Source organism: Kitasatospora sp. NPDC048540, from assembly GCF_040651175.1.
In the GTDB taxonomy this organism is placed as follows: Bacteria; Actinomycetota; Actinomycetes; order Streptomycetales; family Streptomycetaceae; genus Kitasatospora.
In genome coordinates this window covers 25810-51140 of record NZ_JBEZIR010000021.1, presented here as the reverse complement: position 1 = coordinate 51140, position 25331 = coordinate 25810, and the positions used below count along the sequence as shown (strand labels likewise).

20 protein-coding genes and 1 pseudogene are annotated in these 25331 nt (G+C 68.7%); 11 read left to right on the top strand and 10 right to left on the bottom strand.

Annotation, left to right across the window (positions count from 1 at the left end):
- Nucleotides 1-208: 208 nt before the first annotated feature.
- Nucleotides 209-1561, top strand: a complete 1353-nt coding sequence (locus AB0D08_RS11480) for a hypothetical protein (protein WP_359887896.1) — start codon at nucleotides 209-211, stop codon at nucleotides 1559-1561.
- Nucleotides 1562-1928: 367 nt separating this feature from the next.
- Here the strand turns inward: AB0D08_RS11480 and AB0D08_RS11475 are convergent, their stop codons facing one another.
- Together AB0D08_RS11475 and AB0D08_RS11470 are read right to left on the bottom strand one after the other, a co-directional pair.
- Complete coding sequence (locus AB0D08_RS11475; protein WP_359887893.1) at nucleotides 1929-2801, bottom strand: IS3 family transposase; 873 nt, start codon at nucleotides 2799-2801, stop codon at nucleotides 1929-1931.
- Between the two features lie 17 nt (nucleotides 2802-2818).
- Nucleotides 2819-3097: pseudogene (locus AB0D08_RS11470) on the bottom strand (transposase); the annotation flags it as partial.
- A 610-nt stretch (nucleotides 3098-3707) separates the two neighbouring features.
- Between AB0D08_RS11470 and AB0D08_RS11465 the strand changes: the two are divergent.
- Nucleotides 3708-4553, top strand: coding sequence for an SDR family oxidoreductase (locus AB0D08_RS11465; protein ID WP_359887890.1), 846 nt, complete (start codon nucleotides 3708-3710; stop codon nucleotides 4551-4553).
- A gap of 71 nt (nucleotides 4554-4624) precedes the next feature.
- Here the strand turns inward: AB0D08_RS11465 and AB0D08_RS11460 are convergent, their stop codons facing one another.
- From AB0D08_RS11460 to AB0D08_RS11450, 3 genes are all read right to left on the bottom strand, one after another.
- The gene (locus tag AB0D08_RS11460) at nucleotides 4625-6001 is read right to left on the bottom strand and encodes a DUF3533 domain-containing protein (RefSeq protein ID WP_063794307.1); all 1377 of its coding nucleotides are present in this window, start codon (nucleotides 5999-6001) and stop codon (nucleotides 4625-4627) included.
- Nucleotides 6002-6209: 208 nt separating this feature from the next.
- Nucleotides 6210-7004 carry a DUF4239 domain-containing protein gene (locus tag AB0D08_RS11455; protein ID WP_359887887.1) on the bottom strand — a complete coding sequence of 265 codons (795 nt, stop codon included), beginning with the start codon at nucleotides 7002-7004 and terminating at the stop codon, nucleotides 6210-6212.
- 279 nt (nucleotides 7005-7283) lie between these two features.
- Entirely contained in the window at nucleotides 7284-8534 is a 1251-nt protein-coding gene (locus AB0D08_RS11450) for a mandelate racemase/muconate lactonizing enzyme family protein (RefSeq protein ID WP_359887884.1), read from the bottom strand.
- Between the two features lie 374 nt (nucleotides 8535-8908).
- Between AB0D08_RS11450 and AB0D08_RS11445 the strand changes: the two genes are divergently transcribed.
- A complete protein-coding gene (locus AB0D08_RS11445; RefSeq protein ID WP_033821469.1) occupies nucleotides 8909-9130 on the top strand; it encodes a hypothetical protein in 222 nt (73 codons plus the stop codon).
- A 31-nt stretch (nucleotides 9131-9161) separates the two neighbouring features.
- Here AB0D08_RS11445 and AB0D08_RS11440 read toward each other — a convergent pair whose 3' ends face one another.
- From AB0D08_RS11440 to AB0D08_RS11430, 3 genes are all read right to left on the bottom strand, one after another.
- Complete coding sequence (locus AB0D08_RS11440) at nucleotides 9162-9593, bottom strand: hypothetical protein (protein ID WP_149038262.1); 432 nt, start codon at nucleotides 9591-9593, stop codon at nucleotides 9162-9164.
- A 553-nt stretch (nucleotides 9594-10146) separates the two neighbouring features.
- Nucleotides 10147-10581, bottom strand: a complete 435-nt coding sequence (locus tag AB0D08_RS11435; RefSeq protein ID WP_033821471.1) for a CBS domain-containing protein — start codon at nucleotides 10579-10581, stop codon at nucleotides 10147-10149.
- A gap of 216 nt (nucleotides 10582-10797) precedes the next feature.
- Nucleotides 10798-13029, bottom strand: coding sequence for a M4 family metallopeptidase (locus AB0D08_RS11430; protein WP_233289101.1), 2232 nt, complete (start codon nucleotides 13027-13029; stop codon nucleotides 10798-10800).
- Nucleotides 13030-13599: 570 nt separating this feature from the next.
- Here AB0D08_RS11430 and AB0D08_RS11425 point away from each other — a divergent pair.
- Entirely contained in the window at nucleotides 13600-14847 is a 1248-nt protein-coding gene (locus AB0D08_RS11425; RefSeq protein ID WP_359887880.1) for a lytic transglycosylase domain-containing protein, read from the top strand.
- A 164-nt stretch (nucleotides 14848-15011) separates the two neighbouring features.
- On the opposite strand, the gene AB0D08_RS11420 is transcribed toward AB0D08_RS11425, so the two are convergent.
- On the bottom strand, nucleotides 15012-16157 hold the full coding sequence (locus AB0D08_RS11420) for a glycoside hydrolase family 16 protein (protein ID WP_359887877.1): 1146 nt from the start codon (nucleotides 16155-16157) through the stop codon (nucleotides 15012-15014).
- Between the two features lie 567 nt (nucleotides 16158-16724).
- Between AB0D08_RS11420 and AB0D08_RS11415 the strand changes: the two genes are divergently transcribed.
- The gene (locus tag AB0D08_RS11415) at nucleotides 16725-17939 is read left to right on the top strand and encodes an AMP-binding protein (protein WP_359887874.1); all 1215 of its coding nucleotides are present in this window, start codon (nucleotides 16725-16727) and stop codon (nucleotides 17937-17939) included.
- Between the two features lie 33 nt (nucleotides 17940-17972).
- Here AB0D08_RS11415 and AB0D08_RS11410 read toward each other — a convergent pair whose 3' ends face one another.
- Nucleotides 17973-18602 (bottom strand): hypothetical protein, encoded by a 630-nt coding sequence (locus AB0D08_RS11410; protein ID WP_033821474.1) that lies wholly within the window; start codon nucleotides 18600-18602, stop codon nucleotides 17973-17975.
- Between the two features lie 37 nt (nucleotides 18603-18639).
- Between AB0D08_RS11410 and AB0D08_RS11405 the strand changes: the two genes are divergently transcribed.
- From AB0D08_RS11405 to AB0D08_RS11380, 6 genes are all read left to right on the top strand, one after another.
- Nucleotides 18640-19554: a lysoplasmalogenase family protein gene (locus AB0D08_RS11405; RefSeq protein WP_199520366.1), complete on the top strand. Its 915-nt coding sequence runs from the start codon at nucleotides 18640-18642 to the stop codon at nucleotides 19552-19554.
- Nucleotides 19555-19682: 128 nt separating this feature from the next.
- Nucleotides 19683-19883 carry an EF-hand domain-containing protein gene (locus AB0D08_RS11400; protein WP_033821475.1) on the top strand — a complete coding sequence of 67 codons (201 nt, stop codon included), beginning with the start codon at nucleotides 19683-19685 and terminating at the stop codon, nucleotides 19881-19883.
- Between the two features lie 717 nt (nucleotides 19884-20600).
- On the top strand, nucleotides 20601-21659 hold the full coding sequence (locus tag AB0D08_RS11395; protein ID WP_359887870.1) for a peptidoglycan DD-metalloendopeptidase family protein: 1059 nt from the start codon (nucleotides 20601-20603) through the stop codon (nucleotides 21657-21659).
- A gap of 114 nt (nucleotides 21660-21773) precedes the next feature.
- Entirely contained in the window at nucleotides 21774-21986 is a 213-nt protein-coding gene (locus AB0D08_RS11390; protein WP_033821476.1) for a hypothetical protein, read from the top strand.
- Nucleotides 21987-22034: 48 nt separating this feature from the next.
- Nucleotides 22035-22346, top strand: coding sequence for a phosphopantetheine-binding protein (locus AB0D08_RS11385; RefSeq protein WP_033821477.1), 312 nt, complete (start codon nucleotides 22035-22037; stop codon nucleotides 22344-22346).
- A 181-nt stretch (nucleotides 22347-22527) separates the two neighbouring features.
- Nucleotides 22528-25314, top strand: a complete 2787-nt coding sequence (locus AB0D08_RS11380) for an AAA family ATPase (RefSeq protein WP_359887866.1) — start codon at nucleotides 22528-22530, stop codon at nucleotides 25312-25314.
- Nucleotides 25315-25331: the final 17 nt, after the last annotated feature.

Here is a 25331-nt window from a genome sequence, read left to right as displayed (position 1 = left end):
GGCGGCAGTCGAGTATCACTTGTCAATCGAGTGGGGCGACCAAGGCGGTGATTGGCACGGTAGTCCTCAGAGTGAAAGTACCGGGCTTACACCGAGTTGGGTCAAGGTTAGGAGGAATGGATCGCGGCGCGGAAACTGTCCAAGCGCAAACATGGCCGACGCAGACCACTGGTATAACAAGTATAGGCTCGCAATCAGAAACCAGCTCATGGACCTTGATGGTCAATATCAGACCCTCTTGACTGCCTACAATAATTACCGGGCATATCAAGTAAATCTGACAAACTACAATCAGGTGCTCACTGCCTACAATAACCAGCAGGCAATTCAAAATCAGGCGAACAATCCGGCGCCGTATGACGACAATAGCAGTCAGCACCGAAAAGTCGCCAATGAGAAATTGGCCAAAGCGGATAAGCTGACAGTGAAGATCCAGGTCAATGATGACAATGAAGACTCTGTCTTGGTTCTGGACTTTGAGGGGCCATATTGCGTAGCAGAGAGCCTTGTTCGTCCCGCAGAGACAAAGGCGGGGTGGACGGCAGAGGCTCGCGCCCTTGCCTATCAAGGGGATATTGTCCTGATACGAAACAGAACAAAGCTGCAGATCGCTCGAGCTGGCTCGGTGATTGCGCGACCGGATCTCATGCTCAAGGTATGGAAAGCGAGACTTCCTCGAGCCGAGGTATATGAGCACGAAGGGGTCTGGTGGCTTTCGTGTGAAAGTGGATATTATCGAGTTCCCAAGCTGGGCGAAGGAATCGACGTTGAGCAATATTTTGTAACTCTGAGTGATGCCATAATGGAGCCATCGGATGGCTGCTTCCTTAGTTCATTTCCGAACAATGAAGGAATTATCGTAAAAATCGACAACGATGACTTGAGGCTTGTTTCGGATACCGATTGGAATTCCTGGCAGTCCTCCCTCCCTGTGGCCACTCTCAATAACCAAATACTATGCGTTCAGGTCCATCAGGGGAATCCCGAGTACTACCAATTGACTATAGTTCCGACCGTTGAGCCGGAAGTGCACAGTGAAAATTGCAGCCTGCTGCTTCATGATGGAAGTTGGGTTATTGTTGACTGCAGTATCCTGAAAAAGGCGGCTGTCACAACCGCGATTGTCGTTCAATATTCGGTAGACTGGTCAAAGGCTCTAGTCAAGATTGCTGATGAAGATGCTTGGACTAGCTACCAACTGGTGAACGTATCCAATGTGCCACTGTTGTCCCATACGGGACATATTACGGAATTGGCCGGGGAGGATGGCACGCTCGCCGGCCTGTATGTAATTAATATAGATAATGAAGATGGCTATATGGCCTGGTATCAGACAATGGTCGAAGACCGCAGTGACATCAATATTGGGCCGGTGATTGGCGATCAAGTAACAGCCTTCTTCATTTCTGAGCCGGAATACCTATACGAGGTGGAGATTTCTCCCCAATTCCCCTCTCAGTGCATCGGATTGGAGGGATGGTTCGTGCCGGCAAACGATATTTCTAAGGTGATTCGGTTCAAAGATCTTACAAAAAAGATTCCCAGGCCGGATGCAACCTGACGATCTTTGATTCGGTGGGCAGATCTAGATCGATCGTATGCGTGCTGCCGTGAGGGGTTCGAGTGGGTATCCGAGATCCTGATGATTCGTTCCGTGGCCAAATCGCTTCGGGTCAGACTGGTGGGCCGCATGTCGCAGCGGGCGTCGTCGGAATTCACCCGCATAGGGCGCTGCAGGTGTCCTCCTTCCGGCGTGCCGGGGCGACGGTGTGGGTGGACGCCAGCGTCTTCTCCGCAGTGGCGTACGCGCCAAAGGCCGCTTGGGGGGATCCGGAGCGTCCGAGTCGGGCGTGGAGGCAGTCGAAGGCTGCGCATGGGCGGGGCTGTCTGAGCTTGCTCCGCTTTGACGGACACCGTTGGTGTGGTGGTCAGGCCGCCAGGAGGGTCTCGTACTCGGCGGGACTGCGGTAGCCAAGACTGTTGTGCAGCCTGCGTATGTTGTACCAGCCTTCGGCCCACTCAAAGATCGCGGTCCGTGCTGCGGCCCGGCTGGGCCAGGGGCGGTCGCCGAGCAGCTCCCGCTTGAGGGTGGCGAAGAAGGACTCGGCGAGTGCGTTGTCCCAGCACTGGCCGGTCCGACCGACCGAGAGTCGAACGCCGAACTCACCTGCCAGATCGGCGAATTCACGGCTGGTGTACTGGCAGCCGCGATCCGAGTGAAACACCACCGGCCCGCTGGGGCGGCGGGTGTGGCAGGCGGCCCGCAGGGCGTCGGCGACCAGTTCGGTGCGCAGGTGGTCGGCGGTGACCCAGCCGACGACGCGGCGCGAGGCGATGTCGATAACGGTGGCCAGGTAGAGCCAGCCCTCGTCGGTGGGGATGTAGGTGATGTCGCCGCACCAGCGCGTGTCGAGGGCTGCCGGGTGGGGCTGGAAGTCGCGCAGGACCAGGTCCGGCCGGGTGGCGGCCTGTGGGTCGGGGATCGTGGTGCGGTGGCGACGTCTGCGGTGCCGGCCTTCCAGGCCGGTCAGGCGCATCAGCCGGGCGACCCGGCGGCGCCCGCACCGCTCGCCGTCGCGTTGCAGGGTGGCGTGGACGCGCGGGGCCCCGTAGCTGCCATGAGAGGCGGCGTGGACCTCGGTGATCTTCTCGGTCAGTTGTGCGTCGCGGACCGCACGGGGGCCGGGGGCGGCGGTGCGGCGGGCGTAGAAGGCGGTACGGGAGACCTGGAGCAGTTCACACACTCGCTTGACGTTGTGGCCTGCCTGCTTCTCCGCCTCGATGAACGGGTGCACCGTCACCGGGTCTCGGTCGCGAAGAAAGCCGTGGCCCGCTTGAGGATGTCCACGTCCTCGCGCAGCCGGCGGTTCTCCCGCCGCAGGCGGGCCAGCTCCTCGCGCTCGTCGCTGGTCAGGCCGTCGCGCTCGCCCGCGTCGACCTCGGCCTGTTTCACCCAGTCGCGCACCGCGGTCTCGGTCAGGTCGAAGTCTTTGGCCACCTGGCCGACCGAGCGGTCACCTCGCCGGCACAGCTCGACGATCTCGGCCTTGAACTCCGGCGTGAACGAGCGCCGAGGGCGTGGCTTCTTCTTCCCCATGCTCTCCATGATGGACATCATCCTTACCAGGGCCGAAGCCCCTGATCAGGGGTGTCCGTCAAAGCGAATCAAGCCCAGTCCACCGCCTCCAGGTGCAGGCTGTTCCAGGCATCAGACGCAGCTTGTCAAGCCGCCGCGGAGTGGTCACCGTCTCGCCGTACCGGCTGAAAGAGGGCACCCAGACCGGTCGGTTTTGGCTTTCGACCACGCGGTGCGATGTATATCGTGGCGCGACTGGGCCCTCAGTGCGCAGCTTAGCTCAGCCGTTTCGTGGGCTGTGAGGCTCACTGGAGCTATTAGCTGAGGGCTCTGAAGTGTGCGGCCATGCGTTCTTAGTGGCGATGGTACTGGCGGAAGCCGCCCAACCAGGACACCGCCCGCTCGATCACCCAGCAGTCTATGCCGACGCGAGTGGAGAACTCGATGTTCCGGCGGGTGATGCGGGCGGTGATCTGGTGTGGCCGCAGGTAGGAGTGGATGAAGCGGTGGTCATGTGCTTTGAGCCCTGCGAATGGGACAGGGCTGCCGTCTTCCGCGATCGCCCGGCGCTCGGCAGAATCGCCGGGACTGAATCCATTCGGCTCCCAACCCCCTGCGGACGGTGTGAACGATGCGGCCCACTCCCCGGTCGAAGTCCATCTGGCACGGCCGGCACGTACTGATCACCGGAGGCTCCAGCGGCATCGGCCTGGCGCTCGCCAGGGAGCTGCGGCGGCGCGGTGCCAGAGTGTCGGTCGTCGCGCGGGACCGCGTCAGACTCGAGCGGCTCGCGGAGGAGTCGAAAGGGCCGGGCCTGTCGCCGATCGCGGTCCGTTCGGCGGACGTCGCCGACGGGCCGGAGCTCGCGGCGGCCGTCGCCGCGCTCACCGAGGCCCACGGCGACGTGGAGCATCTGATCACCTCGGCGGGCACCGTACGCCCCGGGTACTTCATGGAGCTGACGGAGGGCTTCTTCCGGGAGAACATGGAGGTCAACTACTTCGGGACGCTGAACGCGATCCGGGCCGTGCTGCCACCCATGATCGCCCGGAGGACCGGGACGATCACCTGTATCTCCTCCGCCGCCGGCCTGTACGGGCTGTTCGGCTACACCGCCTACGCGCCGAGCAAGTTCGCGGTGCGCGGTCTGTGCGAAGCCCTCCGGATGGAACTGCGCCCCCACGGCATACAGGTCAGCGGTGTCTATCCGGCCGACGTCGACACACCGCAGCTGGCGATGGAGAACCTGTACAAGCCCCACGAGCTGGCGGCCCTCGCCGGTACCGTCAGGCCGGCCGATGCCCACTCGGTGGCCCTGGAGACCATCCGGGGCATCGAAGCCGGCCGGCGGGTGATCGTGCCGGGAGCCGCCAACCGGACGGTTGCTTTTCTCGCCCGCCTCGCCCCCCGCCTCGCCAACGGCTATGCCGATCGCGTGATCGCGAAGGCCAAGCCGCTACCGGGCCCGGGTGCGTGAAGACGGAGGCCCCGGTCCGGCGGATCGCGCCGGGCCGGGGCCCTCGACAGTCATGGGGGTGCGGTCATCGCTCACCCGGAGACGGCGGCTTCTCCGCCCTCTTCGTTCCTTTCGCTCTTCCCCTCCCGGCTGCTCTCACCGGCGGCGTCGGCACCGGGCTGCTGCCACTCCGGCACCAGGCGGCGCAGGCCCTTGCGGTCGTAGTAGGCGGTCATGCCGAAACCGAGGATCAGGGCCAGCACCGTACCTATGCCGATCATGGTCCAGGCCCGGGTCAGGCCCGCGTCGGCCCTGGCGTCGAAGTAGAGGATCGCCCGGACGCCGTCGCTGAGTTGGCGCATCGGCTCAAAGTGGGCGAGGAAGCGGTAGAAGGTCGGCAGGGCCTGCAGCGGGATGGTGGCGCCGGAAGAGGGCAGTGCCAGCACGATGAAGACGAACATGCTGATCAACTGACCGAGCCCGCCGAAGGCGGCGTTGATCGCCTGCACTCCGAGTCCGACGGCGGCGCTGGCGCAGAACGAGAAGAGGAACAGCAGCGGCAGGTGGTCGGCGTCCATGCCGAGCAGACCGATCGTGGCCACCATGATCAGGCCCGAGGTGAGGGCGGCCAGGGCGAGGCTCATCGTGCTCTTCACCACGAAAGTGCGGGTCCGGGTGATGGGTACCGCGCGGCGCCGGGTGTGCCACGGCCCCACCTCGTTGTCCGCATACCCGAGAGCGGCGTCGACACCGTTGCCGATGATGTTGGCGCCGAGGAAGCCGGACATCACCAGCAGCAGGGCGTAGTAGAACGCGCTGAGCCCCAGTCCGCTGTGGGATCCGATCGGGTGCCCGACGTCGACGGTCACCGTCACCGGGTCCGCCAGCATCAGCGCCGCCGCGCTGCTGGTCGGAACACCTGCGGCGTGCACGGCCTCGGTCAGTTTCTGGCCGAGCTGCTGCGAGGCCTGGTGGCTGGCCTGCTGAGCGGCGGTGCTGGCGAAGGAGGATGCCAGGCTTCCGGCGCCGGGGTTCGTCAGGACCCGCATCACGGGGCGGGGAGGAGACTGCTGGCCCGTGGTGGCCAGCCCGGCGATTGCCGTGGTGAAGTTCTCCGGGACCTCGATGGTGCCGTAGACCTTGTCGGAGGCCATCCGGTCGCGGGCCTCCTCCGCGGACAGCACCTGCCAGTCGGTGCGGTGGTCGGTGGCGGCGGTGGCGGCGATCCCCGCGGTGATCTGCGCCCCGAGGTTCTCCTGGTGGCCGTTGACCGCGCCGCCCCGGTCGAGGTTCACCAGTGCCACCGGGAGCCGGTCGAGGTCGGTACGCGGGTTCAGGATCCCGCCCATGTAGAGCATCGACAGCAGGAAGGACACCACGCCGACCAGGACGGTGGGAAGGATCCACACGCGTGGGTTGCCCAGCACCTGCCGGGCAGTCACCCCGTAGGAGGGTACGAGTGGTTTCATCGAGAGGTCTCCTGCGTCGTCGCGGCGGTGAAGGTGAACGCCCAAGTTCGCACGCCGTGCCGTGACGCCCGATGGCTCTTCGGGTGTGGGTGCGGCCCTACTTGACCGCCCGATCGGGCAGCGGAACGACGCCTGTGCCTGCCGCTTCCCCACCCGGTGACGACCGTTCCGCCCACGACGGGACCCGATGGTCCTGGCAGGTTCCGGCCTACGGCTTCAGCCAGAACTGGGCCAGCACGCCGTCCATGAACGGTTGCGGGCTGACGCTGAGGTCGCCGGAGAACGGGCGGTCGAGGACCAGCACCAGCAGCAGGCTGAAGCCGATGAGGGAGGAGACCGCGCCGACGAAGATGATCTCGATCCGCCGGTCCTCGCGGCCGTACAGGAACGTCAGCGGAAGGATCACCAACGCACCGCCGAAGACCAGGACTTGGAGCAGGGTCGGGAGCTGTTGGCCGCTCTGGGTGATGCGGGCCCTGCGCTGCGCCACCACCTGGTCGAGGCTGGTGATGGCGTGCTGCTGGAAGGTCTGCTGGGGGACATCGGTCGGTGTGTACGACTGGAGTGCCTGGTAGAGGGCCGCCACCTCTGGCGCGGTCCGCCCGTAGTCGCTGCGCCCCTCGCGCATCAGCGGCCACTGACGCTCGACCACGGCGTGCACGTAGTCGCCCACGGCGGCGTCGACCTTGTCCCGCACCTCGGGCGGGAACGCGTTCGCGTCGCGGACGATCTGTGCGGTGGCGGTCGCCTCGGTGGCGACGATGGTCTCGGCCGACTGCAGCTGGGTCCAGAGGTTGACGATCACGAAGGCGAGGATCACTCCGTATATCGCGCCGAACAGGGAGAGCACCACGCCGACCATGTCGTTGTGGGTTCCTTCGGTGGTGCTCGGGAACCAGTGGCGGCAGAGCAGATCGCCGAGCATCGCGAAGATGATGATCCCTCCGACCACCGCAGCGGTGAGCGCGAAGGTCGGCAGGTGGTTGAGCAGCCAGACTTCCATTGCCCGAGCCTAGGCGCCGAGAATCCGGTGATCGGCCGCCCGGAGCGATGACCACCCCGCAGACACCCCGTCGTGACGCGATCGGCGGCCCGATCGGGCCGCACGGCAGGTTCGGCTCCGGCCGTCGGCGAACCCTGGCTTCGGCCGGCGTCGCAGACCGGCCGAAGCCAGGGAGATCAGGTGACCGTATGGCAGAGAGGTTCCCCTGGACGCGGGAGTACGGAGCGTACGGGGCCGTCTGCGGGAACCCGTACCCACGGTCGTGTCGCCGGAGAACGGTCACGTCCGTGCTTCGCGGGCGGAACCGCGGCGGTTGCGGGCGAGTTCGGCGGTGGCGCGCAGGCCCTTGTCGCGCAGCGTGCGCAGCGCCAGCCGTCCCGCCGTGACGGTGCAGGTGCGCCGCCCCCACCGGCGCAGCGCCGCCCGGTCGACGGTGAAGCCCAGTCCGGGGAGATCGGGCAGGGTGAGCTTGCCCCGGTGGTGGGTGAACGGTTCCGTCAGCAGGGCGTCGCGGAGCCGGGGCGTCCAGGCCGGCGGGTCGAGGGGGTACTCCAGCAGACCTTCTCTGTCGCCGACGGCGGCCATCAGCTGGAGGTTGACGGCGAAGCCGAAGCCGTTGGTCCAGGTGTGAGGGGTGTAGGCGACGCCGTGGTTGCGGCACTCCTCGGCGACCTTGAGGGTCTGGGCGATTCCGCCGGTGAACATCGCGTCGGGCTGGAACACGTCGTAGCACCGACGGTGGATCATCATACGGAGTTCCGGCCAGCCGCCCGTGTGCAGCTCACCCCCGGCGATCGGAAGGCGCGCCCCCGCGGTGAGTTCGGACAGGGCGTCGTAGTCGTCCATCGGCAGCGGCTCCTCCAGCCAGGCGACCCCGAGGTCGGCGCAGGCGTCGGCGAACCGCCGGGCACGATCCAGGTCCCACAGCGGGGCGTCGGCGATCGCGGTCACCCGCCAGCCCTGGTTGGCGTCCACTCCGATGCGCAGCCGGTCGCCGAATTCGTCGACGACCGCTTCGACTTGGGCGATGTCCTCGGCCAGGGTGGGCGCATGCACGCGCAGTTTGACGGCGGTGAAACCTTCATCCGCCCTGCGGCGGATCTCTTCGACCCGCTGCGCGGGCGCGCGCAGCTCCCCGGTGGAGGCGTACAGACCGATGTCGCCGCTCTCGGCACCGAGCAGGCGGTGCAGCGGGAGGCCTTCGAGTCTGGCCTTCACGTCCCAGAAGGCCGGCTCCAGCCAGGCGTTGCGCAGGCCGAGGTACGCCATCTCGCGCAGCCGCTGCTGCACCACGGCGATGTCGGTCGGATCGAGGCCCAGCAGGTAGGGGCCGACGAGGTCGCCCAGACCCGCGCGTTCGCGTCCCATCGCGGGCCCGGCCGACCACCCTTCGACACCGTCGTCCGTGACCAGGCGGATGAGGTCGAACCGGTTGTGGGTCTGGGGATAGCCGGGGATCCAGGCAGGCCGGAACGGCACCGGGAGGGGGACCGACACGTGGTAGAGCTCGATACGGGACAGGACGGTCACACGCTTCCCATACCTTTCTTCCTGAGATGCCCGGGCCGGGCACACGGCCGGGACATGACGGGTCCGCGCTCGCGGCCGGCGGGTGCCGCCGGCGGTACCGACGGTAGAAGCGGCCCGCCGCCGCGGCATTGCTCGCACAGGCCGACTCGTTGACTTCCGCGGCCCGCCGGTTGACGTCGGGCCGCCCGTCGCGGGGCGGTCCGATCCGGGCTGCGTGAGGGTACCGCCTCATGCCGGGGGTGGCCGGCGTGCCGGAGCGTCCCGAGCAGTCCTTCGGTCAGGCCTGACTGCCCGGGGGTGTAGTCGATCGGGATCCGGCGCCGTTCCACCGGTCGCCAGACTGGGTTGGTACCGACGGAGAAACGAGGTGTGCGATGAAGAAGAAGATCGCAATGGTGGGCGCTACCGCTCTTCTGCTGATGACGGGTACGGTCACCGCCGCCAGCGCCGCAACCACGGTGAACGTGTGCGGTAATTCCTTCAACGGCGGCCCCGCCGGCAATCAGACCTGTACCAACGGCCAGGTGAAGGGGAATACCGGGACCGTGCCGGCGAGCGCTCTTCCGGCGTGGATTCTCAAGCTTCTGGGGTACTGACCGTCCGCCGCCGGCGCAGCCGGACCTCGGCTCACCCCGCGAGGACGGCAGGCGCCGGCGGCGCCGGGACGATCTCGAACTCTCCCGGCTTCTCGATGACCAGATCCGGTGTGGGGGCCGGGATGGTCGCCGGGTTGAAGGCCGGAACGACCACCGTGAAGAGAGCCGGGATGGGGGCTTCGATGATTGCGAGCGGCCCCAGCATGGTGAGGGTGCGCTCGGTGAAATTCGCGGGGGTGGGGATGAGCTCGAATATTCCCATGCCGGGGGTGAGGAAAAGTGGCGGCTCGGTATATTCGACCGGCTCTGCCACCGACAACTCGAGATCCTCGAGAAGGCATGCCGGAAGTCCGTTGACGAGAATGGCCGAGGTGCCGATGATAGGCAGTGTCGGTGGCAGGAATATGACCGGAGCGAACATGGGGACGAGCAGGTCCCCGGATTTCGCAATCAGCCCTGGCATGTGACTCCTCAGGCCGTCCACGGTGAATCGGTGAGTCGCTGCGCCGATCGATTCATGATGAAGCCTGATCATCATAGCGTCGGGCGGCCTCCCCTGCAGCGCTGGCGGCGCCGGTGGGCGGCGGGGCGGCGTCATGCCCCCTGCGGGGTCTCATCCTTCGGAGATCACCTTGGCAGCGTATTCCGTGGCAGATGCCTGGAGATACGCCCCTGCATATCGGATTTCTTCGCGTTGAAGCGCCGTTTCAACGAGGCCCACGGCGAGCCCCCGGGGCTGGACCATCTCATGATGGTGTCGATCGAAGATCGCCAGTTCATCTTCTCTCCCGCCGGAAAGATGGAGAACGTCTGCACATGCAGGACGGATCTCCCCAGTGTCACCGCGGTGACGGGGTGTCCACCGGTACCGGCCGAGCACCCCTTCGTGCGGGTTTCGATGCCCTGGTGCACCGGCCTGCCCGGCCTGCCCGGCCTGCCCGGGCGGAGGGGCGCTCGCACGACGACGTACGGCGCCGGTCCGGCCAGGGCGGCCGGACCGGCGCGAACGGTACCGGTCAACGCTTGGCGTAGACGCTGTCCATGAACTCGATGATCTGCTGATCGGTCAGCCGTCCGCCCTCGCGGTGGCCCATCGCCAGGTCGGCCTCGCTGATCATGCCGACCAGCCGGTCGTTGTCGATCACCGGCATCCGCCGGATCTGGTGCTGCTCCATCTTCTTCAGCACCTCGTCCATGGAGTCGTCCGCCCTCACACAGTGCAGGTGACCCGCCAGCTCCATGGCCTTCATCATCGACGGATCCTTGCCCTCGGCGATACACCGGGTGACGATGTCACGGTCCGTGATCATGCCCTTGAGCTTCTTGTCGGGCCCGCAGATCGGCAGGGCGCCGACGCCCATCTCGCGCATCATCCGCGAAGCGTCCATCAGGGTCTGGTCGGCGTTGATGCACTGGGCGCCGTTGGACATGATGTCACGTGCTGTAATCACAGTGTTCCTCTTTCTCGGGCGCGCCGGTGAAGGCACGGAGTGCAACTGTGCTCACACCGTAGATGCGGCCCGTCCCCCTCGCGCGGGGAGCGCCTCCCCGGGGTGCCGGATCCGCGAATCTCCCTCGGGATACGACGGAAGGGAGGGCCCTCGCGCCGGTTCGAGGGCCCTCCCCGCACAGGTGGCGGATCTACCGCCGGTGGTGCTCGCCGTGCGTCAGAACGTCAGCTTCCAGCTGTTGATGTAGCCGGTGTCGATGGAGTAGAGGTCCTGGACCTTCAGCCTCCAGGTGCCGGCGGCGACCACCTTCGAGGCGTCCACCGTGTACGTGGCGATCACGTCGTCCTCGGAGTCCCCGACGCTGACGTCCTTCAGCCGGTAGGCGGTGCCGTCCGGGGCCACCAGGTCGATGGCCAGGTCACCGCGGTACGTGTGCCGGATGTCCACGTCCACCTTGAGAGCGGTCGGCGCGTTCCCCTCGATCCGGCTGACGGGGATGTCCGAGTACACCGCGTCGCCGTGGTCCGGGATCGACACGGCGGTGGCGTTCTCGAAGGTGGTGATGAAGGCCACCACGTTCCAGGTGAAGCTCGCCGTGGAACTCGCACCGGTCTCATCGGCCACCGTCACCGTCACCGCGCTGGTGCCCAGGGCGGCGGGGGTACCGGTCACCAGACCGGTGGACGGGTCGATCGACAGCCCCTCGGGCAGGCCCGTGGCGGAGTAGGACAGCGCCCCCGGGTTGGTGCTGCCGGCCGCGATCTGCAGGTTGACGGCGGAGTCCAGGGCGCTGGTCTGCGTGCCGGGGCTGGTCACCGAGACACCCAGCGCCATCCGGGGACCGACGTTGATGCCGGCCCAGGCGTTGGCGACGTTGACGTAGGTGACGCTGTTCAGCCCGTACAGGTCCGCCGCAGCCTGCAGGGTCGCCGTGCGGGCGGCCGCGTAGTTGGTGGTGGAGGTCATGTACGTCGACAGCGCCCGGTACCAGATCCGCTGCGCCGCGTCGCGGCCGATCCCGGTGACCGGCAGGCCGTCGGAGGTGGGGCTGTCGTACGCGACGCCGTTGACGACCTTGGCGCCGCTGCCCTCGGAGGCCAGGTAGAACCAGTGGTTGGCCGGGCCCGAGGAGTAGTGGACGTCGATCGAGCTGATGCCCGAGTACCAGGAGTCCTTCGACTTGCCGTCCTTGGAGGGCTTGTCCATGTAGCGCAGGGGCTTGCCGTCCCCGTAGATGTTGATCTTCTCGCCGACCAGGTAGTCACCGGGGTCGGTGGCGGTGCCGGCGTTGAACTCCACGGCGGCGGCCATGATGTCGGAGGTCGCCTCGTTCAGACCGCCGGACTCACCGCTGTAGACCAGCCTGGCGGTGGCGGCCGTGACACCGTGGGTCATCTCGTGTGCGGCGACGTCCAGCGCCGTCAGCGGGTTGGCGTTGCCCGAGCCGTCGCCGTAGGTCATGCAGAAGCAGGAGTCGCTCCAGAAGGCGTTGACGTAGGCGTTGCCGTAGTGGACCCGCGAGTAGGCGCCCACCCCGTCGTTGCGGATGCCGGTGCGGCCGAACACGTCCTTGTAGAAGTCCCAGGTCGCCTGGGCTCCGAACGCGGCGTCGACGCCGGCAGTCTGGCGGTTGCTCTGAAGCCCGTCGCCCCAGACGTCGTCCGGGTCGGTGTACAGGGTGCCCGTGCCGGAGGTGCCGCCGTTGAGGTCGTAGGTCTTGTGCCCGCCGCGCCCGCCGTCCGTCATCGTCCAGGCGGTGCCGGAGGCGGTGGTGCCGATGGTCACCGGGCCGTTGTACTGGCCGGTGCCGAGGCCGGTTTCCACGGCCTGGTACTCGTACAGCTTGGCGCCGCTGGTGGCGTCGGTGATCACGTGCAGCTCGCTCGGCGTGCCGTCGTCCTGGAGACCGCCGACCACGGTCTCCCAGGCGAGGACCGGGGTGCCGGTCGCGGCCCACACCACCGTCCGCGTCGAGTCGGCCTTGGTCGCGGTGGAACCCTCGGCGCCGGCCCGGCCGAGGGCCAGCTCCTGCGCGGAGGCGGCGCTCCGCGCCGGAGTGGTGGACGGGACCGCCACCGAACCCTCGGTGGCCTTGGTGACGCCCTTGAGGGAACCGTTGCCGGCCTGGTGCACCACCAGGTCGCCGCCGAGCACCGGCAGGCCGGCGAAGGTGCGTTCGTACCGGGTGTGCAGGGTGCCGTCGGCGTCCTTGAGCACCGAGCGCGGCAGGAGCTTCTCCTGTGGGCCCAGTTGCAGGGCCTCGGCCGTCCGCTGGGCGGATGCCGCCGCCGAGGTGAGCAGCGCGGACTGCTGCTCCGGGCCGAGGTCGGCGGCCAGGGCGCCGGCTGCGGGCCGCACGTTCGGCGCCGGGGCCGAGCCGGCGGCGGCGTGGGCGGCGGTGGGGAGGCTGACGGCGAGCAGGGCGGCGCCGACGAGCCAGGCACTCACGCCGACGATCGTGGGGGATTGACGTCTCAACGGAACTCCTTCTGGCGGCCCGGTTCGGGCTGGGGAGCCGGCCGGACGGATGCCGACCGGATCGAGCGGAAGGCGCATGAGCGCGTGGCGGACCGCCAGGAGGCCATGTGGGGCCGGGGAACCGAATGACGGAGTCACGCGTCCCGAAAGGGTCGCACTTTGTCAAAGACATGTCATTAGGTCGTGAAACTGGAGAACCGGAGGTTATGGGGGAGGACTGATGAGGCAAACGAGAAGCTCGCCGCGGTCGCCGGCCACCCACGACGGATCACTGAAGGTGCACCCGAGGCGGACCGAAAGGCCGCCCGATCGCCCCTGCGGAGACGAACGCCCTGCGGCCAGACTCGTCAGGCGGAGCCGACCACCGGCCGACTCCGCGTCCCTACGGCCGTGGTCGGACACTCGCGTGCCCCGGCTCGGTCCGAGCATCCCGATCATGGGAGACCGATGGGCACCGACTCGCCGAAACCATCACCGCGTGTCGCGGCCCCCAGGGTGCGCACCCGGCACACGATGCCGTCCTGGCCCGTCCGCGGGCCCGTGATCATCCCTCATCACGGGCCCGCCGGGATCCGGGCCCGACACGCCGCCCGGCTGCGCCTCGGGAAACCGCTGACGAAGACCCGGCGCAGGGCACCGGCCCTGCTGGCCGTCCTGACCCTCGCGACCCTCCCGGTCTGGCCCATGCTGGCCCTCTCCGACGACAGCGCCGCAAAACCGTCCGCCGGGTCCGCCGGATCCAGCGAGCCGGACACCGGCGTCGACGGCGGCGGCCCCGCACCCTTCATGGCCACACCGGACAGCGAGTCACCGTCCGCGGCAGGCACGGGCGCAGGCACGGGCGCGCAGCAGGGATCCGCACGACAGCAGATCAACCCGGGCGGCAGCTCGATCCCCGTCACCGTCCTCGCCGCCTACCACCTCGCCGAGAGTGCCATGGCATCGAGCCTGCCCAGCTGCCATCTCACCTGGCAGATGACGGCCGGGATCGGGAAGGTCGAGTCCAACCACGCGTCAGGGGGCAGGCTGACCAGCGACGGTACGGCGGCCCCCGCCATCCTCGGCCCCGTGCTGAACGGGTCGTCCGGGACCGCCGCGATAGGCGACACCGACGAAGGCACGCTGGACGGCGACACGACGTGGGACCGGGCGGTGGGGCCGATGCAGTTCATCCCCTCCTCGTGGGAGCGCTGGGGACAGACCGAACGCCCCGGCGCCGTACCCGACCCGCAGAACATCTACGACGCGGCACTGGCCGCGGCCCGTTACCTCTGCGCCGCAGGCGGCGACCTGAGCACCCCCGAGGGGCTCAACAAGGCCATCCTCGCCTACAACCACTCCGACGCCTACCTCACGGTCGTCCTGAGCTGGATCCGCCAGTACACCTCCGGAGGAGCCGTCACGACGACGGCCGACGCCCCCGCAGGCACGGCCCAGCCCCCCACGGCCGAACCCGCCGCCACCGCACCCGTCGCCACGGCGGAGTCGGCCGTCCCGTCCGAGAGCCCGACCTCCCCGGCGGCCGCGGAGAGCTCCGCATCGCCCAGCACATCGGACACACCCACGGACACACCCACGACCACGCCCACGACCGAGACCCCCACCGCCGCGGCCGAATCCTCCGCAGCCACCGCGGAGCAGGAAGCCCCCGCCCCCTCGCAGGAGGCCACGCCCGAGCCGGCCACCGGCACACCGGAGACGACCGACTCCACCACGGCGGGCAGCGAGGACACCGGGACGCCCGGCACCGAGAGCCCGTCCGGGACGGCGGAGTCGCCCACCCCCTGAGCACCGGCCCCCGGCACGGCCTCCTCCCGATGGGGCGGTACCGCGTCCACCACCGCCGAAGAGGCGCCGCAGTGGAGTACTCGTCTCCGCTGCGGCGCCTCCGACCGGATCCTCGACGATGCCGGTCCGCCGGTCAGGCCCGGTGATGTGCCTTCCGTCGGTCGCTAGTGCTGCCAGACCCGGACATAGTCGACCTGCATGTCCGCCGGCAAGGACGTGACGGCGCCACTCCCGCTGTACACGGCGTTGTTCAGGATCACGTACATGGGCGACGAGGTGATGCCGTTGGTGATCTGGCCGACCTTCACACCGTCGTAGTAGTACGTGACCGAGCCCGGGCTCCAGTCGGCGCCGAAGGTGTGCCAGCCGGTGAAGTCCCCGGTCGCACAGCCGCCGGGAGCGCCCGACGTGGAGTAGTGGAAGTGGTAGCAGGCCTGGCCGTCGCCGAGGCCCTCCATCACGTCCAGCTCGCCGGTGTTCGGCCAGTCCTGGCCGTCGGTCCAGAAGGCCGGCCAGTTCGCGATCCTCGAGCCCGAGCCGGGCAGGTATATCCTGGCCTCCATCGCTCCGTAGGTGAATTCGAAGCCGCCCGAGGCCCGCCCGTCATGCGGATTGGTCGACACCAGCCCCGAGGTGTTTTTCTGCTTCAGGACGGTGTTTTTGGACGTGCAGGTGCTTTCGACCGGAACGGCCGTCAGGTGCAGGCTTCCGTCCGAGACCGTTGAGTTCTTGGCGTCGTAGCACTGCGATTCGCTGCTGGCGTTCACCGGTGCCGTGACGCCATCCCCGAACCAGCCCGCCCGCCACTTCGAGTTGTCCAGCGTGGTGCCGGTGAAGTCGTCGTTGAAGACCTGGTGCCAGGTGCCCGGAATGCCCGTGGGGTTCCCGTCGGTCGGGGGCGGGGACGGGGGCGGGGGCGTCTGCGACGGCGACGGCGTCTGGGTGGGTGTCTGGGTGGGTGTCTGCGACGGCGTCTGGGTGGGTGTCTGCGTCGGCTCCGGGGCCTTCGCGACGGTGAGGGTCTGGCTGGGCAGGGGATGCCACCCCGTGCTGTCCTGGTACGACCCGAAGACCGTGTACGCACCGGCGCCGAAAGTGCGCTGACCAGTGGTGAGTGTGTATCCGTACGAACAGATCGAGACGTTGTTGACCGCGCCGGGGAAATCGACATTCTTTCCCGAAGCGTCGCGAACAGCCACCGTCAACGCCTTGGCTTTGACGCAGGTTTTGCTGTTGGAGTGAACGGTGAGCTTCGCACTCGCGGGGCTGTCCGGGACGACGGGCTGTGGGGTGAACGTGAGCTTGTCCACGCTGACAGGCGGTGGGGTCTGGGCCGCCCACGAGACGGATGTGGAGACGAGTAGGACACCACCGATCGCCGCGGTGGCGATGGCTGCATGACGGATCTTACGCACAGGGATACCTCCGGAAGACTGCTCGCAGGTTGCTCTCGGATCGCGTGAGGTTGACCCGGAGGCTCTGGGGCAAGTCAGCGTAGGTGCAACGGGGTTCGCTGTTCGGAGGACTGCGGCGATACTGCCCGGCCGTGCAGGAGGTTTGTACCGGAGGGGCGGGAACCGGCACGCTCCGGCGGCTGCGCAGGGCCGGCGTCGGCCGACGACGGTGACGGTGACGGTCGTTCAGTCCCGTTCCGCCGGCGGAGGACGACGGGAAGGAGTGCCCGGCCGGACCGATCTCCTGCCCGCACCGCTGCTCGCGTGGGCACGGCAGGTCCCAAGAGCGGTAGCAGACTTGGTGCACCGGCGTGCCCGCGCTCCGACGACGAAGGCCAGAACCTGCCGGGGCGACGCTCTCCCCTGCACATCGGAGCCCGGCTGAAGGGACCTCACGTGGCGTTTCTGAGGGTGTGACCTCCCATGCGACGAGTGAGAACCGTGCCGCCCGAGCTTGCACACCGGGCCCCCCGGCGGATGGGACGGCTGGTCGAGGCCGCACTGAACGGATCGGCCGAGGCCCTGCTGGTGGTCCCGGGCGGCCCGGGCACGGGTGGCGACCTCAGGAGAATGGCACCGGAGAGGGGCGCCGCGGAGGACACCGCGCTCATCATGATGACCTCGGGGCCGCCCGGGGACCCCAAGGGGGTCGAGCTGTCCGCGGAGGCCCTGCGCCGTGCCGCCGCGGGAATGCACGAACGGCTCGGCGGGCCGGGCCAGTGGCTGGTCGCCCTGCCGTGTTCGCACATCGGCGGGATGCAGGCGATGGTCCGCTCGTGGGTGGCGGGGATCCCCCCGGTCGTGATGGATCCGGGGCCGTTCGACCCGCGTGAATTCCTGCGCGCCGTGGACCGGATGGATCCCGGTGTCCGGCACTTCACCGCGCTCGTCCCGACCCAGCTGGAACGCCTGCTGGAGGCCGGGGCTGATCTGTCCGCTCTGGACGGCATACTCGTCGGGACGAGCCGGACGCCCGGGCACCTGGTGCACCGGGCCCGTGACGCCGGGGCTCAGCTCAGGCTGAGCTACGGGATGACCGAGACGTGCGGCGGGTGCGTCGTGGACGGCGTGCCGCTCGACCACGTGCGGATCCGGCTGGGAGCCGGCGGCCGGATCGAGATCGGCGGGGCCGGGGTCGCCTCGCGCTACCGGCTGGATCCCGTGAGGACCGCGTCACGATTCCGCAGCGGCTACTTCCGGGCGGCGGACATCGGCGGCTGGGAGGCCGACGGGACCCTGAAGGTGGTCCGCCGGGCGGACGACGTGATCTCCAGCGGTGGAGTCGAGGTGTCTGCCGCGGACGTGGAGAGCTCCCTGCGCCGCCACGAGCACGTTCGCGACTGCGCGGTCGTCGGATTCCCCGACGACGTAGGGGCGGAGCGCATCGTGGCGATCGTCGTACCGGACGACGGCGCCCGGGTGCCGTCGCTGTCGGAGTTGCGGCGGCACGTGATGGCGGACTCGGCGTGGTACCGGGCGCCCCGCCAGCTGATCGTGCTCGACTCCCTGCCCTGCGGGCCGGCCGGGCAGGTGGACAGGGCGTTGCTGAAAAGACTCCCGAGCCGTTCCTTGGCGGACGGTGACGTGGTGGGTGAAGACGGTGTCCACAAGGTTCTCCGGATGGAGACACGGGAGTAGCGGCCTACCCGGCACCCGGCCCGTGCGCGTGCTTCACAGCCACCCCAGGAAACCGAACACCGCGAGGGCGACGGCGTCCAGCCCGAAGAGGCAGCCCACCGCGAGCGCCTTCATCCGCACGGTGCGGATGTCGTACACCCAGAAACACGCGAGGAACAGCGGCATGTAGCCGGCCAGCCAGATCGGCAGCGGGCTGCCCGCCTGCCACCACGACCAGTCCCAGGTCAGGACACCGGCCTTGTTGAGCATGACCTCGACGCCCACCGCCAGGGCGGAGTTGACCGCGGCGAACACGTAGCGGTTCGGAATCCCGGCTATCCGCAGGCGGCGATCGGCGGGCAGCAGCTTCGCTGCCACCACACCCATGATCGCGAACATCAGGCAGATCTCCATGTTCAGCCCGATGAGGATCTGATAGGCCGTCGGCCCCGTGGCGCCCCACATCGGTGCGCGACCCGTGGCGTGGAACACCAGGCTGTTCCAGATCTCGTTGAACCAGTCCGCACCCCACAGGGCGAGGCCCGCGAAGAGCACGTTCCAGTTCCTGCGCTCGACCTCCGTCGCGTAGACGTACAGCACGACCAGCAGGATCGGAATGACGTACCACTGGAAGTGGCCCGTCTCGCGGAGCTGCTCAAAGGCTCGGCGGGCGTGCTCGGTCATGCGTCCTCCGCTTTCCTACTCATTGGTAGCACGGAGTATGGTGCACGCGATCACCACCGTCCATAGCCCTGACGCGGTCATGATCGGCCTCTACCGCAACGTCTTCCGTTGTGTGACGATGCTGCGCGGCCCGGTCCGCGCCCCCGGTACTCCGTGGGAATGCAGCGACCGGAAGAGGAAGGCGACCGCACAGATGTGGGTGGGCAGACGACGCCTGGTGGAGGAAGTCCTGTTCCAAGCCGCCGCCTTCGGCGAAATCTGGGCGGCGAGGACGGGCAACCGGCCGTTGCAGCTCGCGACCAAGCCCGTTGCGGTGCCACTCCTCGCGCTCAAGGCGTTCCGCCGCCGAGGAGAGCTGCGCCCCGGCGAACTGCCGCTGCTCGCCGCCGGCCTGGCCGCGGCCGGTGTGGGTGACTACTACATGTCACGGTCGGACGACGACGGCCAGATCATCCGCGGAGCGGCCGCATTCGGTGCCATGCAGCTCCTCTACTCCGGGTTGCTGTGGCGTCGAGGCAACCGGTTCACCCGCCGCACCGCCGCGGTGCCGGCGGCGGCGTGGGCAGCGGCAACGGGGCTCATGGCGATCCGGCGCGGGCGCACGGGCCCCGGCGTCCCGGTCACCCTCTGCGTGTACGCCGGAACGCTGGCCGCCACAGTCGCCCTCGCGCAGGACCCGCGCCCGGCCCGCCTCGGACCGTCCGCCTCGGGTTTCGTCCGGCCGACGTCCGACCGCCGAACCTGGCTGGCAGGTGGTGCCGTGCTCTTCGCGCTCTCCGACACGGCGATCCTGATCCGCCGGAGCCTGCTCACCGACGAACGGCTGAAGGCCGCCGCCCAGACGTTCGTCCTCTCCTCCTACAACATCGCCCAGTGGCTGATCGTGGAGGGCATCCTCTCGCAGGGGGCCCGGCCCCTGGCCGACCGGGATCCAGCAGGGGATGCGTCATAAGGCACGTAGGACGGCGCTGTCGGCACCGGGGACGCCGTGGCGGCCGGTCCGGCGTGGTGTCTCCACAGGTGGCAGGCGGCTGCGAGTTCGGTTAGTACTGGAATACTTGCTGCCCCGAGGGAGATCCTGTGACTGACAAGAAGCGCGCCGATTTCGATGCCATCGACACCAACCATGACGGTTTTATCACCGCGAAGGAATTCAGGGAGGCCCTCCAGACCCCCAGCGGGCAAATCTCCGAAGCCAACGCGAATGCCTTCGTGAAGCTCGCCGACAAGAACGGGGACGACAAGATCAGCTTCGAGGAGTACGACGCGATCACACGCTGAACGAGTCCCGATCGTACGAGGGCGGCCACGGCGCATGCGCGGTGGCCGCCCTCGTCGTCGGCCACCGCGGGCCGAGCCGTCCCACGGTGGCGGCGAGTCGCGCTGTGCGTACCGCATGACCGAGTAACGCGACGTCACATCATCGAGGTCCTGGGCCACCGCAACTTCACCTGCCCGCCCACCCCGGCCCGCCGAACTGCGCCTTCCGCAATCGCCATGACGACGCCACCGTCGTCCTCGGCCGACCGACCGGACGGGGCCGCGACGGGATGCGACGCGACGCGCAGGGTGGAACCGCGGGGCCACCAGGCGCGGGAGATCGGGCAGCCGCTCGGGCAGAGCACGCAACCGGCAACGCGGGCCCCGGCTTCCCCACCGCGCAGAGTGGGCCTTCCCTTCCCGGCCGTCCACCGGTTCACGACCCCGGCCCGTACCGAGTCCGCGGCGGCGGACCACTGATCCCCGTGCGGGTACCGAGCCCCGCCCGTCGTGGGCTCCGACGACATCTCGACGGGTGGGCGGGCACCGCGGATCGGCGCTGCCCTTTCGTCCGCCGCGGTCCTGACGAGGGCTCCGAGGCTGTTTGATGCGCCGCACAGGCCGTGCGTACGGTCCGAAGCTGTCGGCCCCGAACGTACCGCTTCCATCAAGGCCGCGCCCCGGTCCTTGTGAGAAGGCCACCGCTTGCGTCCGGGAAGCGCATCTGGAGTGTTGTCCATGCATCCGATCACCGTCCTCACCCTCTGGCTCGTCCATGCCGCCGGCCGCGGCCGGAGAATGCTCGCAGACCTGACGAGCGCCCCGCCGTCGACGCTGTGGAGGACGAACCGCCGTGGTGCGCTCTGGGTCGGCGCGCTGACGACCGCACTCGTCCTCATGCTGACCGTCCACGGACCGGAGTCGCAGACCGTGCACCCCACCACACCCGGAAGTTCGGCGTTCACCCGCCCCGGTGAGCGGATCGCCAGCGTCGGGCAGATCCAGACCGCCGAGCCCAAGCCCTACCGGCAGACCTCCCGCCACCCCGAGCAGCGGCACGCCGCGATAGCGCCGAACCTCTCCCCGCGCACCGAACCGGGCACGGGACAGACGGCCGCACCGCAGCCGCGGCACAGCCAACCCGCCGAGACCTCGCGACCCGCACAGAAGGAGCAGCCCGCCGCGCCTTCCACGGCCGCCGCCGACACCCCCCGGACCGACGGCCGGGAATCCCCCTCGCACCCGAGGCAGGGCAGTGACGAGGCGAAGGCGGCACCCCACGCCAGGCCCGGACGAACCACCGAACCCACCACCGGATCCACGACCGAACCCGAGGCCGCACCCGAGGCCGCCGCGCCGAGCTCCCCGACGGATTCCGCCAAGCGTCAAGGCTGGTCCAGCCCCGTCCCCGGCGCCAGGGTGACCAACCCGTTCGGAAAGCCCGACGCGGGCTATGCAGCCGGCTACCACACCGGTACCGACTTCGGAGTGCCGGTGGGAACCGCCGTCCTCGCCGTCTCGGACGCGACCGTCGTGTCCGCCGGCAACGCCGGGGCCTACGGTCAGCAGATCGTCCTCAGGCTGAAGGACGGTAAGTTCGCCCAGTACGCCCACCTGTCCAGGCTCTCGGTCACGGCCGGCGAGACGGTGCAGGCCGGCGAGCAGATCGGCAGGTCCGGCAACACCGGGAACTCGACCGGCCCCCACCTGCACTTCGAGATCCGCACCGCGAACTCCTACGGTGCGGTGATCAACCCCGTCGCCTACCTCCGGTCCCACGGCGCGGACAATTTCTGACCCATCCCGCCGCTGGTGCGCGAAAGCCTGTCCGTTCCGGCACCTCCGCCCCAGGGACCGGCGGCGAGTATGAGGTGAACCGGTCCGTACCCGCTCAAGACAGGAGCCGCAACCATGCCCGTCCACGGTGCCCAACAGAGGGCGAAGATCGGGATTCACCTGCAAGAGGACGGTGAGAACTTCGTAGCGCAGATGCAGCTGGACAGGAACGTCCTCGCCGACCTCCTTCAACTCGGGAGGATCACCATACTCGCGAAGGACCTGCAGATCGGCGGAGAGGTCGCAGACCGGCCGGTCCGATACCTCACCCTCGACCTCAGCGACTGAATGATCCGTCGGGAACGCTCCAGCGATTCGCAGCGAAGGAATCGGAACGTGTCGTACGCTCCCGGCCCCGACAAGTTCATCATCGCCGTTCTCGTCGACATCATCCGGGACTACCTGGGCCTCACGGTGGCCAGCGGCACCGCAGCCGGCAGATCCATTCCCCTGGATCTCGACTCGCTCTCGCAGGTCGAATTCGCCGTAGGTATCGAGAACCGGTTCGCCATCACCCTCACCGACGATGAGACCCGCTCGCTCACAACGCTGGGCAACGCGGTCGAAATCATCCGGACCAAGCAGCATCCGACGGCCCCCGCAGCGCCACCCAGGCACGGGAACGGCGGATCCCCGCCGCATCCGTGACACCACCCTGACGAACCACCCCGGCCCCCTGCACCCCTGCACCCCTGCACCGGGACACCGGCAGATGAGACCGCGACCGGCGGGAGGGCGTGTTCTGCTGGCATCTGCCGGTGCCACTGGGATTGGATGCAGATGCTGTCCAGGCAGGTACCGGAGCCGGAGACGAGAGCGGGGCACCAGGGTGGATTCGGCCTACACCGAGTTCGTAGGGCGTGCCGCGGAGCTCGCGGTGGTGGCCGGGTGCGCCGCCAAGGCCGCCGACGGCGTGCCCTGGCTGGTCGTCGTCCAGGGGGAGGCGGGAATCGGGAAGACCGCCCTGGTGCGCAAGACCGTGGCCGCCCTGGACGACTTCTCACCGTGGTGGGCCGTCTGCGACCCGGCCGAGCAGGACTACCGGTTCGGCGCGGTGGAGCAGCTCCTGCGCCGAATCCCACGGGCGGACCTCCAGGACTACCCCCTGCTGTCACGCATCCCGGAAGGAGCCCCTCCGGTCGAGGTCGGAGCACAACTGCTCCGGCTGCTCGGCACGCTCGAGGAACGCCGGCCGGTCGTCCTGGTCGTCGACGACATCCAGTGGATCGACGAGGCGTCCATGGGAACGCTGCGCTTCCTCGTACGGCGGTGGTGGAGCGAACGCGTCCTGCTCGTGGCCACCAGCCGCACCGGCTCCCGCGGGACACTGCCGGACCGGGCCCGGGCCGGCGAGAAGACGGCATCCGAGCGACTGATCGCGGGAGTCGAGCACGCGACCACGGTGACCCTGCGCGGACTGGACCGGGCCGAGGTCTTCGCGCTGGCCCGCGCCACCGGCTCCGAGGGCCTGACCACCCGGGCGGCGGAGCGGCTGCGCGCCCACACCGGCGGCCACCCCCTGTACGTGCGCTCGCTGCTCACCCAGGTACCGGCGGACGACCTGACCGACCCGCAGAGCACCCTGCCGGTTCCCGAATCGCTCGCGGCCACCGTGCGTCAGATCCTTGCCGGCCTCGACGAGAGCTCCCGGGGCCTCGTCGAGGCCCTCGCCGTCCTCGACACACAGGTCCCCCTCGCCGTGGCCGCCGAAGTCGCAGGGATCGCCGACGCGGCCACTGCCCTGGGGGCAGCCCTCGCCTCCGGCCTGGTCGAATGGTGGCCGGAGGCCGCCACCACCCTCCTGCAGCTGCGCCACAATCTGCAGCGCGACGCCGTCTACGAAACGATCACCCCTCCTCGGCGGCGTCATCTCCACGCCTCCGCCGCCCGGTTGGTCGACGTCAACGCGTCCTGGGCGCACCGGGTCGCGGCCACCGACCGTTCCGACGCGGCGCTGGCGGACGAACTGCAGACCGAGGCCGAACGGCAGGCCGCCGCCGGACAAGGCGCCCGGGCCGCAACCTTCCTGCTCTGGGCGGCAGACCTGTCCGAAAGCCGGCCGGTCCAGGAACAACGCCTCCTGGCGGCCGTCACCCAGCTGCTCCAGGTCAGCGACTACGCGCGGGGATTCGCCCTGGAAGAAGCGGTCAGCCAGTGCACGCCCTCCGCCGCGCGCAGCGGGGTGCTGGGCCGACTCGCCTTCGGGCGGGGAAGCTTCAGCGTGGCCAAGGATCTGCTGACCCAGGCGGTGGCTCAGGCCGATGCGGGTGGGGACACCGAGACCGCCGCCCTGTCCCTGCTGTGGCTCGGAGGGGTCCTCGTGTGGCAGAGCAGGGGAGCGGAGGCCCTGCCGGCTCTGCGGAGGGCGCTGGAGCTGGGCCCACCGGACCCGCAGTTCGTCGGCTACGCCGAATATCTCTGGGTACTCGCCTCGGAGTGGATCGACGGGCCGCGGCCGACGCTACAGGGCTTCGAGGCCCGCCACCCCGGCCTGTCGCAGGACGCGGAGATGGTGCCGGTGCCGGACAGCGTGCTGCTCCGTGCCAGGAGCATCGCCTGCGGAGCGATGGGTTACCTGCACCGGGCCACCCAGGACCTGGTGACGCTGACCAGACGCCAGCGGGACGGGCAGGTCGTGGACGTGCGGGCGACGGACTACTTCATGCTGGCCTCGCACCAGTACTGGTCGGGCCGGTGGGAGGAGGCACTGGTCAGCGCCGAGCGTGCGCTCGGCCTGGCGGCCACCAACGGGCCGTTGTCCGGGCGGGCGCCGGGACAGGCGGTCGCCGCCATGGTGGCTGCGGGACAGGGGCGTTGGGATGCGGCCGAGGAGCACTGCGAGGCATCCAGGGAAGCGGCGCGCAGCAGCGCCGTGTTCTCCGACTCGATCTACCCGGCCATGGCCGCGGCGGTGGTCGCCCAGGCACGGGACGACCTGGACGGGATGTTCCGGGCGCTGCAGCCGGTTCACGAGGGTCCGCAGACCGGCAGTATGTTCTCGTGGCGGTTGATCTGGCTGCCGCTGTTCGCGCAGGCGCAGATCGGGGTCGGCGAGCTGGACCGGGCTTCCGGCACCCTGGCGCAGATCCGGGCGCTCGACGTGCCCAGTCTGCAGGTGGGCATCCGGTGGCTGGAGGGGCTGCTGGCCGAGGGCCACCGGGACCCCGAGGCGGCGGAGCGTTGGTACCGCGAGGGCATCGGCCTTCCGGCGGCGGCGGACGACATGCCCCTTCACCGGGCTTTCGTCGAGCATGCCTGCGGCCGGGTGCTCGTGGCCAGGGGCAGGACGCAAGCCGCCGCCGACCATCTGCAGGCCGCTCGCGGCCGCTACGACGCGTTGGGAGCCGCACCGTTCTCCCAGCGGGCAGAACAGGAGATGGCCGGCATCGGCACGTCTGACGCGGTGCGCAGCCCGCTCGGTGTCCTCACCCGGCTGACCGAACGTGAACGCGCGGTCACCCACCTTGCCGCCCAGGGTCTCACCAACCAGGAGATCGCCAAGGAGCTCTACGTCAGTGCCAAGACCGTCGAGTACCACCTGGGCCACGTCTACACCAAACTCGGCCTCAAGTCCCGCCGGGAACTGCGCGGCCTCAAACTGCCTTCCGGTCGGTGACCGGCGGCCGATTCGGG